The organism is Achromobacter sp. K91 (genome assembly GCF_003576205.1).
Taxonomy (GTDB): domain Bacteria; phylum Pseudomonadota; class Gammaproteobacteria; order Burkholderiales; family Burkholderiaceae_B; genus Achromobacter; species Achromobacter aegrifaciens.
Map to the genome: position 1 here is coordinate 1 of NZ_QWFB01000039.1, position 12,481 is coordinate 12,481.

The 12,481-nt window shown below is 66.8% G+C and carries 13 protein-coding genes; 9 read left to right on the forward strand and 4 right to left on the reverse strand.

Translation table 11 applies throughout. The features are described 5' to 3' along the window. Positions 1–46: 46 nt before the first annotated feature. From DXK93_RS20905 to DXK93_RS20920, 4 genes are all read right to left on the reverse strand, one after another. Positions 47–1,240 carry an efflux RND transporter periplasmic adaptor subunit gene (locus tag DXK93_RS20905; RefSeq protein WP_119451017.1) on the reverse strand — a complete coding sequence of 398 codons (1,194 nt, stop codon included), beginning with the start codon at positions 1,238–1,240 and terminating at the stop codon, positions 47–49. Between the two features lie 22 nt (positions 1,241–1,262). Further along, positions 1,263–2,684 carry an efflux transporter outer membrane subunit gene (locus tag DXK93_RS20910; RefSeq protein WP_054458748.1) on the reverse strand — a complete coding sequence of 474 codons (1,422 nt, stop codon included), beginning with the start codon at positions 2,682–2,684 and terminating at the stop codon, positions 1,263–1,265. Positions 2,685–2,780: 96 nt separating this feature from the next. Then, on the reverse strand, positions 2,781–3,287 hold the full coding sequence (locus DXK93_RS20915; protein ID WP_054458746.1) for a MarR family winged helix-turn-helix transcriptional regulator: 507 nt from the start codon (positions 3,285–3,287) through the stop codon (positions 2,781–2,783). A gap of 33 nt (positions 3,288–3,320) precedes the next feature. After that, a complete protein-coding gene (locus tag DXK93_RS20920; protein WP_054458744.1) occupies positions 3,321–4,214 on the reverse strand; it encodes a DMT family transporter in 894 nt (297 codons plus the stop codon). Between the two features lie 76 nt (positions 4,215–4,290). Here DXK93_RS20920 and DXK93_RS20925 point away from each other — a divergent pair, with 76 nt between their 5' ends. The 9 genes from DXK93_RS20925 to DXK93_RS20965 all read left to right on the forward strand — a co-directional run bounded on the left by DXK93_RS20925 (position 4,291) and on the right by DXK93_RS20965 (position 12,420). Beyond that, positions 4,291–5,268, forward strand: a complete 978-nt coding sequence (locus DXK93_RS20925) for a DMT family transporter (RefSeq protein WP_054458743.1) — start codon at positions 4,291–4,293, stop codon at positions 5,266–5,268. Positions 5,269–5,339: 71 nt separating this feature from the next. Then, a complete protein-coding gene (locus DXK93_RS20930; RefSeq protein WP_054458742.1) occupies positions 5,340–6,329 on the forward strand; it encodes a quinone oxidoreductase in 990 nt (329 codons plus the stop codon). A 176-nt stretch (positions 6,330–6,505) separates the two neighbouring features. Next, complete coding sequence (gene styD / locus DXK93_RS20935) at positions 6,506–8,017, forward strand: phenylacetaldehyde dehydrogenase StyD (protein WP_119451018.1); 1,512 nt, start codon at positions 6,506–6,508, stop codon at positions 8,015–8,017. A gap of 68 nt (positions 8,018–8,085) precedes the next feature. Then, positions 8,086–8,967, forward strand: a complete 882-nt coding sequence (locus DXK93_RS20940; protein ID WP_054458738.1) for a transporter — start codon at positions 8,086–8,088, stop codon at positions 8,965–8,967. Between the two features lie 32 nt (positions 8,968–8,999). Continuing rightward, positions 9,000–10,190 (forward strand): amine dehydrogenase large subunit, encoded by a 1,191-nt coding sequence (locus tag DXK93_RS20945; protein WP_054458736.1) that lies wholly within the window; start codon positions 9,000–9,002, stop codon positions 10,188–10,190. Further along, the gene (locus DXK93_RS20950; protein WP_119451019.1) at positions 10,187–10,744 is read left to right on the forward strand and encodes a MauE/DoxX family redox-associated membrane protein; all 558 of its coding nucleotides are present in this window, start codon (positions 10,187–10,189) and stop codon (positions 10,742–10,744) included. Before DXK93_RS20945 ends, DXK93_RS20950 begins: the two co-directional genes overlap by 4 nt. 11 nt (positions 10,745–10,755) lie before the next feature. Next, positions 10,756–11,394, forward strand: coding sequence for a methylamine dehydrogenase accessory protein MauD (gene mauD / locus DXK93_RS20955; protein ID WP_054458732.1), 639 nt, complete (start codon positions 10,756–10,758; stop codon positions 11,392–11,394). After that, positions 11,378–11,899 carry a methylamine dehydrogenase light chain gene (locus DXK93_RS20960; RefSeq protein ID WP_119451020.1) on the forward strand — a complete coding sequence of 174 codons (522 nt, stop codon included), beginning with the start codon at positions 11,378–11,380 and terminating at the stop codon, positions 11,897–11,899. The genes mauD and DXK93_RS20960 overlap by 17 nt, the downstream gene beginning before the upstream one ends. A 38-nt stretch (positions 11,900–11,937) precedes the next feature. Beyond that, positions 11,938–12,420 (forward strand): cytochrome c, encoded by a 483-nt coding sequence (locus DXK93_RS20965; RefSeq protein ID WP_225590564.1) that lies wholly within the window; start codon positions 11,938–11,940, stop codon positions 12,418–12,420. The last annotated feature ends 61 nt before the right edge of the window (positions 12,421–12,481 follow it).

A 12,481-nucleotide genomic window follows, 5' to 3' on the forward strand; every position in this document is an offset into this window, starting at 1 on the left:
AGATGTGTATAAGAGACAGGCGCGGCGGCGGGCTGCTTGGCTGCGCTCATGATGCGAGGTTGGCCTCGATGATCTTGCTGATCATGGCGTCGACTTCGTCATGGGCCGGCTCGAAGGCGCGCGTCGACCAGGCCGGCTCCTTGCGTTCGGCCTGCGTCAGCGGTTCGCCTTCCTGCTTGCCCACGTCCACTTCCACGTCCATCGACAGGCCCACGCGCAGCGGGTGCTTCTTCAGGTCCTCGGGGTCCAGCGCGATGCGCACCGGCACGCGTTGCACCACCTTGATCCAGTTGCCGGTGGCGTTCTGCGCGGGCAGCAGGGCGAAGGCGCTGCCGGTGCCGGCGTCCAGGCCGGCGATGGTGCCGTGGTAGGTGACCGAGCTGCCGTACAGGTCGGCCACCATCTTGGCCGGCTGGCCGATGCGCATCTTGCGCAGCTGGCCTTCCTTGAAATTGGCCTCGATCCACACCTGGTCCAGCGGCACCACCGTCATCAGGGCCGAACCGGGCGCGACGCGCTGGCCGACCTGCACGCTGCGCCGGGCCACCACGCCACCCACCGGAGCGGGCAGCACGGTGCGCGATTGCGCCAGCCAGGCGTTGCGCAGGCCGGCTGCGGCCTGCTGCACGTCGGGGTGGTCGGCGACCGTGGTGCCCTGGGTCAACGCCTGGTTGGTGGCCAGCTTGGCGCGGGAGGCTGCCAGCGCGGCGCGGGCTTGCGCCAGGCCTGACTGGGCGGACTTCAGCGCGGCTTCGGCATGCAGGATCTCTTCGCCGCTGACGCCGCCGGACTTGGCCAGTTGCTGGCGGCGGTTGACGTCGCTTTGCGCGCGGGTCAGTTCGGCCTGGGCGCGCAGGATGTCGGCGTTGCGCAGGTCGACGTCGGCGGCCAGGGCGTCGTTCTGGACGTAGATGGTGCGCACCTGGCGCACCGTTTGCGCAAGTTTGGCCTGGGCCTGCTGCAAGGCCACGTCGGTGTCGGCCGGGTCCAGGCGCACCAGCGGCTGGCCGGCGGCCACGGTTTCCGTGTCGTCGGCCTCGATGGCCACGACCGTGCCGGGCACTTGCGGCGTGATCTGCACCAGGTTGCCATGCACGTAGGCGTCGTCGGTGCTCTCGAAATGAGCGCCGAAGAGCGCCCACCAGATGCCGTAAGCGATCGCGATGAGGATGAAGGCGCCGGTTGCCAGCAGCAGCAGGCGTTTGCGGGCGGGATTGGCGGCGGGAGTGGCTGCGGTCATGACGTCTGAGTCCGGGGAGCGTTCAATGGGTGGAGTTCGTGGCGGGGGCCGGCTCGGCCGCGGGGGCGTAGCCGCCGCCCAGCGCATTGGCGAGATTGGCGTCCAGCTGATAGGCGCGGATGCGCAGATCGGTGTCCAGTCGCGCCTGTGTCAGCACGCCGGTCTGCGCAATGAGCACGGAGATGTAGTTGCCCATGCCGGCCTTGTAGCGCTTGACCGCCAGGTCATAGGCGGCGTCGATGGCTTCGCGGGCCTGGCGCTGCTGGGCCTTTTCCTGGTCCAGCAGGCGCAAGCCGTCGAGCGCATCGGCCACCTGGTGCACGGCGTCCAGCACGGTCTGGTTGTAGTCCGACACCGCGAGGTCGGCGTCGGCGCGCCGGCCCGCCAGGTTGGCGTTCAATTCGCCGCCGTGGAAGATCGGCAGCGTGACCGCCGGGCCGAAGCCGGCCATGCGGGCATCCGCGCCCAGCAGATTGCCGGTGCCCATGGCCTGGAAGCCGACGAACGCCGCCAGGTTCACATTGGGGTAGAACTCGGCCTTGGCGCTGTCGATGGCGTGGCGGGCGGCTTCGGCGCGCCATTTCGCGGCGGTGACGTCGGGGCGATGGCCCAGCAGGTCCAGCGGCACGTTGGCGGGCACGCCGCCGGCGGGAGCGGTCAGCGCCACCGGCTGCAAGGATTGCCCGCGTTGCGGACCGGCCCCGGCCAGCGCGGCGACCTGATTGCGCAGCTGCGCCAACGTGGTGTCGGTCTGGGTCAGTTCCACCTTGCCGGCGGCCAGCGACGATTCCGCCTGTTTGACTTCCACCTGGGTGTCCAGCCCGGCCGTGTAGCGGCCTTGGGTCAGTGACAGCACCTCGGCGCGTTGGGCCAGCACGCGGTTGAGCACGTCACGCTGGGCAAAGGCGTTCTGCAGATTCAGGTAGGCGCGGACCAGGGCGCCGGCCAGCAGATTGCGCGCCGCCTGCGCATCGGCCGCGGCGGCGGCTTGCTGCGATACGGCCGCTTGCAGGCGCGACCGGTTCTTGCCCCAGAAGTCCAGCTCATAGCTGAAGTCCAGCGCCAGCCGGTTGTCGCTGACGACCGAGCCGCCCATGGGAGCGGGGTAGATGTAGTCCTTGGACAGGTGTTCGCGGGTCAGCGTGTAGTTGGCGTCCACCCGGGGCAGTAGCGGGGCGCGTGCGATGCCGACGGCGGCATTGGCCTTGGCCAGGCGCGCTTGCGCCGCGCTCATCGAGGGGTTGTTGGCCAAGCCCTCGTCCAGCAAGGCATTGAGCTGCGGATCGCCGTAGCGCTGCCACCATTGGGTTTCGGGCCAGACGGTGTCCTGGCTGGTGAGCCCCAGCTTGGCGCCGTCCAGCGCGGCCACCGGCTCGGAGCCGGATTCCATCAATGCGCAACCGCTCAGGGCCAGCACCAATACGGTAGTGAGAAGGCGTTTCATCCTGACTGTTTGCTGAAAGTAATTGATTGATCTGTATTTGCCTAGGCAATCATTATGCCAAATAAAACCCCGAAAGCCGGGGTTCGCTGGCGGACCTTAGCGGTTTGGGGGGGCTGACGAGGCGGAGCCGTTGGCGATCATCCGGCGCAGCAGGTGCTTGAGCTGCGCGACTTCGTCGCTGGAAAACCCGCGCAGGTGGTAATTCAGTACCCGCGCGATATTGGGCGGGATCGCGCGCGCCTTGGCCTCGCCGATCTCGGTGAGTTCGATCTTGACGACCCGGCGGTCTGTCTGGCACCGGTTGCGGCGCAGCAGTCCCTTGGCTTCCAGCCGGTCCAACGCGCGGGTCATGGCGCCCGTGTCCATGCCTGTAAGTCTGGCGAGTTCAGCGGGCGTATCGGCGCGGCCCTGGAACACCAGCAGCACCGGACGCCATTGCATCGCGGTGAGTTCCAGCGGGGCCATTTCCTGGTCCAGCATCCGGTTCAGGGAATTGGAAACCAGTTTGATCAGGAAGCCGGCGTTTTCATCCATTACGCAGCTGGCGTCTGCGCGGTAATGGACGGGTCCGTCGGACGGAGAAGGGGGAGGCGCAGCAGTCATATGCGCCGAATTTTACTGCCTAGTCAGTTATTGTCAAGGCTGCGTTTTCGCCGCGATGTCCGGCTGTGCGGCGGGCGCCTGCTTGCGCAGGCCCGACCAGACGATGGCGGCCACGATCAGGGCGGCGCCCGCCATCATGCGCGGCGTGGGCTCCTGGCTGAATAGCGCCCAGGCGAAGGCGATGGCATAGACCGGCTCCAGCGCGATGACCAATCCGGCGCTGCGCGCGTTCAGCCGCGTCAGGCTGGACACGAACAGATAGTGCGACAAGCCGGTGCAGAAAATGCCCAGCAGCGCCAGCCAGAACCAGTCCAGCGCAGGCAGCGCAGGCAACTGGGATACGGCGAAGGGCAGCATTACCAACGCCACGATCAGGTTCTGCCAGCAGGCCACCTGCATCGGGTCCATGCCCGAGGCCGAACGGCGGTTGCTCAGCGCCAGCAGCGCGAAGCTCAGGCCCGACAACAGGCCCCAGGCCAGGCCGATGGTGCCCTGGTCGGCCAGGTCGAACGCGGGCGTGACCAGCACCAGGCCTGCAGTCACCAGGCCCAGCAGCAGCCATTCGGTCGGACGGATGCGTTCCCGGAAGAGCAGGCCCTCGAACAAGGTGATGAAAGCGGGGAAGCTGGCGAAACCCAGCGTGGCGATGGCGATGCCGCCGACTTTCACGGCGATGAAGAAAGTGACCCAGTGGCCCGCCAGCAGGGCGCCGGACACCACCAGCACGAACAGCTGCGCCGGCGTCAGGGCGCCCAGGAGCGGCTTGCGGCGCATGCGGGCGAACAGCCCCAGCGCGAGCACCGCGAAGACGGCCCGGCCCAGCGTGATCACGGCGGCGCTGGCCTGGATCAATTCGCCGAACACGCCGGTCAGGCCGAAAAGCACGGCGGCAACGTGGATGTAGGTGAGGGCGCGGTGTCGGGTCATGCGTGAGGCAGGCGTATGGCGAAGAAAGCGTGGGTAAAGGCGTGCGGTGTTTTTGCACTGAACATAAAATCATCGCATGAATCGCCTTGCCAAGCTTTCGCCGTCCTTCCGCCTTTCCAACCGCACCGCCGGTTTTTTCCTGGCGACCCTGGGCGCAGTCCTGTTCTCGGCCAAGGCCATCGTGGTGAAGTTCACTTACCGCTACGGCATCGACGCGGTCACCCTCATTGCCTTCCGCATGCTGTTCGCCATGCCGTTCTTCGCTGCGGTGGCCTGGCATCAGTCGCGCCGCGCGGCGCGCGGCGAAATCCCCGTGATGACCTGGAAGGAGCGCGCGCAGGTCTGCGTGCTGGGCCTGCTGGGCTATTACCTGTCCAGCTTCCTGGACTTTCTGGGGCTGCGCTACATCACCGCCAGCCTGGAGCGCCTGATCCTGTTCCTGTCGCCTTCGCTGGTGGTGTTGCTGTCGGCGTTCTGGTTCAAGCGCGCGGTCGAGCGCCGCCAGTGGATGGCCATGGCGCTGTCCTATGCCGGGGTGGTGCTGGTGTTCGCCCACGACCTGTCCTTCGGCGGCGGCGAGGTGCTGTTAGGGTCTTTGTTCGTTTTCGGGTCGGCCGCAAGCTATTCTGTGTACCTGATCTGTTCGGGGGAACTGGTCAAGCGCTTGGGGGCGACGCGCCTGGTGGCGTATGCCATGCTGGTGTCCTGCGTGGCCTGCATCATCCAGTTCTTTGCCGTGCATCCCCCGTCCATGCTGATCCAGCCTGCCGGGGTCTACGGGTATTCGGTGATCCACGCCACGCTGAATACCGTGGTGCCGGTGTTCATGCTGATGTGGGCGGTGGCGCTGATCGGCGCGCCCACCGCGTCGCTGCTGGGCATGATCGGGCCGGTGTCGGTGCTGTTTCTGGCGTCGTGGTTTCTGCAAGAGCCCATCACTGTGTGGCAGATGGCGGGGACCGCGTTGGTGCTGGCAGGGGTATTCGTGCTGATGGGGGGCGGGGCCGGCAGGCTGGCGTCCGCCAGGCAGGACGGGGCCCGGCCATCGCGTTGAATCTGGTTTTTCTCGTTCAGGGGCCGCAGACAGGCTCTCGTTAGCATTTTTTCCAATGAAAGGAGGCCAGCATGGCCAGCAATCTCGTCAAGGCAATTCGTATCGAGCAGCACGGTGGTCCTGAAGTCCTGAAGCTGGTCGAGGTGGAAGTGCCTCCGCCCGCCGCCAATGAAGTCACGATCGAGCAGCACGCCGCCGGCCTGAACTTCATCGATATCTATTACCGCACGGGCTTGTATCCCCACGCGTTGCCGCACGGCCTGGGCTTCGAGGGCGCGGGTGTCGTGACCGCGGTCGGCGCCGACGTCACGCATTTGAAAAAGGGCGACCGCGTCGCCTACGGCCAGAGCCCCATCGGCGCCTACGCCAAGGCGCGCAACGTTCCGGCCGCGCAGGTCGTCAAGGTGCCCAAGGGCATCGGCTTTGACGAAGCGGCGGCTTTGATGCTCAAGGGCCTGACGGTGCAATACCTGTTCCGCCAGACCTACCGTCTGCAAGGCGGCGAGACCATCCTGTTCCACGCGGCCGCGGGCGGCGTGGGCCTGATCGCGTGCCAATGGGCCAAGGCCCTGGGCGTGAAGCTGATCGGCACCGTCTCCAGCCCCGAGAAGGCCGAACTGGCCCGCGCCAATGGCGCCTGGGAAACCATCGACTACTCGCGCGAGAACGTGGCCGAGCGCGTGCTCGAGCTGACCGGCGGCAAGAAGGTGCCGGTGGTGTATGACGGCGTGGGCAAGGACACCTGGGAAACCTCGCTGGACTGCATCGAGCCGCGCGGCCTGATGGTGAGCTTCGGCAACGCGTCCGGCCCCGTGTCTGGCGTCAACCTGGCGACGCTGAACCAGAAGGGCTGCCTGTACGTGACGCGCCCGTCGCTGGGCCTGCACGTGAACACGTTGGCCAAGCTGCAAGCCGCCTCCGAGGAGCTGTTCGACCTGGTCCTGAAGAAGAAGATCAAGGTCCGCATCGACCAGCGCTACACGCTGGAGCAGGCCGGCGAGGCCCAGACTGCGCTGGCCGCGCGCAAGACCACCGGCGCCACGGTGCTGATGCTGGATTGATTCGACGTCAGCGATGCGCGGGGCCCACAAGGGCGCCGCGCCAGGCCCGGCACCGCGCTGCGCGTTGCCGGGTTTTTTTTGCCGTGCGCAGAATGACAAAACGCCATGCACGGTCCGACAAGCCTTCCGGGAAGGCCGTTGCTATCCTGGCTTCAACCATTTCGTTGGAGCTTCGAATGTCTTCAGCAAGCGCAAGCGCCGCCGGCCACGCCGGTTCTGACCGCCCGGAACTGGCCGCCATCCGGGAAGCCATGCTCATCGATGGCAAGCCGGTGCGCGAAGGACAAGGCGCGCCCATCGCCGTCCATGATCCGGCCACGGGCGACGTCATCGCCCATCAGCCCGACGCCGGGCCGCAGCAGGTGGACCTGGCGGTGCAGGCCGCCAGGCGCGCCTTCGGATCCGGTCCCTGGCGTGACATGCTGCCTGCCGGGCGCGAACGCCTGTTGCTGAAATTGGCCGACCTGATCGAGCAGCACGGCACCGAACTGGCCCGTCTGGAAACCCTGAACAACGGCAAGCTGCTGGGCGTGGCGCAGGGTCTGGAAGTCGGTTCGGGCGCGCAGTGGCTGCGCTACATGGCGGGGTGGGCGACCAAGATCACGGGCGACACCCTGTCGCTGTCCATACCGTTTCCGCCGGGCGTGCGGTACAGCGCCTATACCTTGCCGCAGGCGGTGGGCGTGGTGGCCGCGATCATTCCGTGGAATTTTCCGCTGTTGATGGCGATCTGGAAGATCGCGCCCGCCTTGGCGGCGGGCTGCACCGTGGTGCTCAAGCCCGCCGAGGAAACGCCGTTGACGGCGCTGCGCCTGGCCGAGCTGGTGCTGGAGGCGGGCTTTCCGCCCGGCGTCGTCAACGTCGTGACCGGCCGGGGCGAGAACGCTGGCGCCGCGCTGGTTGCGCATCCCGGCGTGGACAAGATCGCGTTCACGGGGTCGACCGAAGTCGGCAAGCTCATCGGGCGCGCCGCGATGGACGACATGAAGCGGGTTTCGCTGGAGCTGGGCGGCAAGTCCCCCGTGATCGTGCTGGACGACTGCGACGTCGACCGCGCGGTGCAGGGCGCCGCGGCCGCCATTTTCTTCAACCAGGGCCAGGTTTGCACGGCGGGTTCGCGCCTGTATGTGCAAAAAGGCCTGTATCCCAAGGTCGTCCAGGGACTGGCGGATCTGGCCGCCGGCATGAAGCTGGGGTCCGGATTCGACCCCGCCACCCAGGTCGGCCCGCTGGTGTCGGCCCGCCACCAGAAACGCGTCATGGACTACATCGGCCTTGGACGCAGCGAAGGCGGACGGGTGCTGGCGGGAGGAGGCAGCGGCAGCGGCTCGGGCTACTTCGTGCAGCCCACCGTTTTCGCGGACGTGCCGCCGGGGGCGCGTATCGTTCGCGAGGAGATCTTCGGACCAGTCGTGGTGGCGCAGCCCTTCGATACGCTGGACGATGCGGTGCGGCTGGCCAACGACAGCGCCTACGGCCTGGGCGCCAGCCTCTGGAGCAACGATCTCTCCCGCGTGCAAGGCCTGATCCCGCGCATCGATGCCGGCACCGTCTGGGTGAACACGCACAACATGCTGGATCCCAACATGCCTTTCGGCGGATTCAAGCAGTCCGGCATCGGCCGCGAGCACGGCCGCGCCGTGCTGGAGATGTACCTGGAGCGGAAGTCCGTTTGCATCGCTTACTAGAACGATGAGCGCGCGGCCCAAGCCGGGAAATACCGGTGGCCGCGCTTTCATGACACCAAGGGGAAGACATGGCAGGCAGGACAGGTAGCCGGGGCCGCCGACGGGCCACGCTGTTGCTCGCGTGCGCGGCAGCGTCGCAGGCGGCATGGGCAGGAGACCCCAGCGCGCGGGATTGGATACCCGCGCCGGTGGGCACCAATATCATCGCCGGGTATCTGGCGGGATTACGATCCTCGGGCTTGTATGCCGAGGGGCAGCGGGTGGACGGCGCGTCCGTCGACGTGAATGCGCTGGTGTACCGCCAGATGCACTATCGCGACTTCTACGGCAAGACGATGCAGCTCGAATTCATCGTGCCGATGTACCGGACCTCGCTGGACCTGCCGGGCGCGCCCGGCGACCACCAGACCGGCATCGGCGACGTGACGCTCGGGTCGGCCATCTGGCTGTACAACAACGAGCAGACCAAGACCTGGTTCGCCTGGGAGCCCTTTGTGGTGGCGCCGGTGGGCCGTTATGACGGTTCGCGTCCCGACGTGTCTCCGGGCAAGAACCGCTGGTCCACCATCCAGGATTTCGCGTTCGTGCAGGGCTTCGGCGAATCCACCTATCTCGAAGCCATCGCCGAGGTGGAGATCTACGGCCGCAATACGGACTGGTATGGGCAGACGCTGAAGAAGGATCCCTCGTTCCGTTTCTTCGCGCTGGCTTCGACCAACCTGACGCCCGATACCTACACCGGCATCCGTTACCGCTACGAGACTGGCGGCAAGGAAACCTCGTCCGGCGAGACCGTCGCCACGCGGGCGCGCAATCACCAGCTGGCCGTCGAACTGACGCATCAGATCAACGACGCCAACCAGATTCAGATGCAGTACATCCACGACCTGAAGGTCGAGAACGGACCGCGGATGCGTGGCGTGCAGTTGCGCTACGTCTATGCGTTCTAGGAGAACCGGACCATGAGACCAGGAGAATATCGATGAACGCGCCTAGCGCCAGAACATGCGCATCGCGGGCCGGACGGTGGGCGCTATGCGCCGTCCTGGCGGCGTCGGCGGGGCTAGCCCGGGCGGATCTGCCCGTGGAAGAGCTCAAGGGCGGCACCCGCCTGCCGCCGGCCACGCCGCACCGGCTGTACGTGATGGATGCCGTCTTCAATCACCTGGTCGACAGCCGGGTCAACATCTATGACGGCGACTCCTTGAAGTTCCTGGGCATGGTGCCCGCGTCGTTCAACGGCCACATGACCGTGTCCGCGGACGGCAAGGACATCTACGTCATGACGACCTACTACGAGCGCTTGAACCGCGGCAAGCGTACCGACGTGGTGGAGGCCTGGGACGCCGAAACGCTCACGCCCAAGTACGAGGTGCCGATCCCGCAGAAACGCGCCCAGGCGCTGAATTACCGCAACTATCTGCAGCAGAGCACGGACGGGGAACTGCTGTTCGTGCAGAACGCCACGCCCGCGTCCTCGGTCACGGTGGTGAACCTGAAGACGCGCCAGTTCGCGGACGAGGTCACCGCGGCGGCAGGGTGCTGGAGCATCATCGTGCTGCCGTCGCGCCCGCGCAGCTTCGCCAGCATCTGCGGCGACGGCGCGCTGCTTACCGTGGACCTGGACCAGGCCGGCAAGCCGGCGGGGCAGCAGCGCAGCCAGCCCATGTTCGATCCCGAAAAGGACCCCATCTTCACGCACACCGAGAACCTGGGCGACACCTACTACTTCGTGTCCTACAACGGCAATGTCTACAGCGCCGACTTCAGCGGCAAGGACGCGGCTTTCGGCAAGCCCTGGTCCCTGCTGGACGCTTCGGGCAAGGACCAGGGCTGGCGCCCTGGCGGCTACAACCTGCTGGCCATCAACAAGGCCGCCAAGCGGCTGTATGTGGGCATGCATCCCAACGGCGCCGAGGGCTCGCACAAGACGCCGGCCGCCGAGATCTGGGTCTACGACCTGGCCACGCACAAGCGGGTGGCGCGGGTGCCGGGCCAGAATGCCTTGTCGATGTCGGTCTCGCAGGACGACCAGCCGCGCCTGTACACGATCGACGGCGGCAACGTGAACGTCTACGACGCCGCGCCGGCCGCGCCGGTCCTCAAGGGCACGATCCAGGCCGCCGGCGAAACCGCGCTGCAGGTCGAACCGCAACCGCGAGGTGCGCGATGAACGATCCCGTGCTGCTGTATGCCGCGAGCGCGGCGCTGGCCTGCGTGCTGCTCCTGGGGGCGCTGGAAAAGTTGAGGGACATGGCGGGCTTCGCCGCTATCGTGTCGGCCTACCGCATCCTGCCGGCGGGGTGGAGCGGCGCGTTCGCGTGGCTCTTCGTGCTGGGCGAAGCGCTGTCCGGCGCCTTGCTGCTGGCGCCGGCACGACAGGCGGCGGGCGCGCAACTGGCGCTGCTGGTGTTGGCGGCGGCGACGCTGGCGCTGGCCTTCAATCTGCTGCGCGGGCATCGCGACATCGATTGCGGCTGCGGCGGCCCCGCCGCCGGCGGGCCGGGGCGCGGCGCGCAGCGTGGCGGGCTGTCGTGGTGGCTGGTGCTGCGCAACGCGGCGCTGGCGCTGTGGGCTGCGCCCGCGCTGATCTCCGCGGCGGGCCAATCGCGCGGTCTGCAGTGGGCCGACTCCGCCGCCGTCTTCGGCCTGGCGATGGCTGCCGTGGGCCTGTACTTCACCGCCAATCACCTGTTGGCCTCCCATCTCAAATTGCGCAATCTCTGAAGGAAACTCACATGGATGCCTTGATCATTTCCAATTTTCTGTTGTGGGGCGTGGTGCTCTGCCTGGTGCTGGTCATCCTGGCGCTGTCGCGGCAGATCGGCGTGCTGTACGAGCGCGTGGCGCCGATGGGGGCGCTGACGATGGATAAGGGCCCTGGCGTGGGCGAGCCCGCTCCGCGCTTCGAACTGCCGGATCTGCTGGGTCGCCGTATCGTCATCGGCGAACGCGGCCAGCACAGCCAGCTGCTGTTCTTTCTTTCCCCGACCTGCCCGGTTTGCAAGAAGCTGCTGCCTATCCTCAAGTCGGTGGCCAGCACGGAAAGCGCCTGGCTGCGCATCGTGCTGGCCAGCGATGGCGAAATGCCCGAGCACCTGGCGTTCTACAAGCAGGCGGGCCTGGAGCGTTTTCCGTACTTGCTGTCGACCGAACTAGGCATGAAGTTCCAGATCAGCAAGCTGCCCTATGCCGTGCTGATCGATGAAACCGGAACCTTGCGCGCCAAGGGCCTGATCAACTCGCGCGAACAGCTCGAAAGCCTGTTCACCGCGAAGGAGCTGGGCGTCGCTTCGGTGCAGGAATTCCTGGCCGCCGGCGCGTTGGAAGAAACCCGGATTTCCCGCAAGGAGAGCGGCAATGCAATGGCTGGATAAACTCGCGGAGCGCGCCGCACGCTCGGTTGCGCACACCACTTCCCGGCGCAGCGTGCTCAACCGCATCGGCCGGGCGCTGGTTGGAACGGCATTCCTCATGCCGGTGCTGCCGGTGGCGCGGTCAGCGCCCGCTGATCCCAAGAAACCGCAAATGGACGACACGGCGTGCGACTACTGGCGCTATTGCGCGGTGGACGGCTTTCTGTGTTCATGCTGCGGCGGCAGCATGACGTCCTGCCCGCCTGGCACCTCGCCTTCGGCCGTGTCGTGGGTTGGCACCTGCCACAATCCGCTGGACGGCAAGGACTACCTGATCAGCTACAACGATTGCTGCGGCAAGGCTGCTTGCGGCAAATGCATGTGCGCATCCGCCGAGCGCGAGCGGCCCGGCTATCAGATGTTCCTGCACAACGACGTGAACTGGTGCATGTCCAACGAGTCCTCCATCTTTCACTGCACGACCTCGGTGATCGTGGGCCTGGCCAAGCCGAAGCCGACATCATGAGGCCAGAAGGGCGACCGCCATGGCACGGGTGGCGCGGGTTGTGCGCCGCCGTCCTGCTCTGCGTGGGCCGGACGGCCGCCGCAGAGCAGGCGGCCGCTGACGCCGCCGACGCCGACAGGCTGCGTCTGGCCGTCCGCGCCGACTACGTGCTGCAATGCGCGGGCTGCCATCGCGTGGACGGCCGTGGCAGCGGCCGCCACGGCATTCCTGATTTCCGCAATTCGGTGGGCGCGTTCGTGCATCTGCCGCAGGGCCGCGAGTATCTGGTCCGCGTGCCGGGCGCCGCGCAATCGCAGCTCAGCAATGCCGAACTCGCGGCCGTGCTGAACTGGGTGGTGCGGGAATTCAGCCCGGCGCAGTTGCCGGCGGATTTCCGGCCGTACACGGAACAGGAAGTCGCGCAGGTCCGCCCGCGCCGCTACGAGGACGTGGTGCCGGTGCGTCATGGCCTGGCTCAGGCGCTGGCGCGGCTCGGCTTCCAGTTGGCCGACTATTCTTATGGCAGCGACAGAAAACCGTAGAGGAACAGGCACTTAGGGGTTGTCACCGATATTCCCTGGCGCCGACCGATGCTAGAAAGAG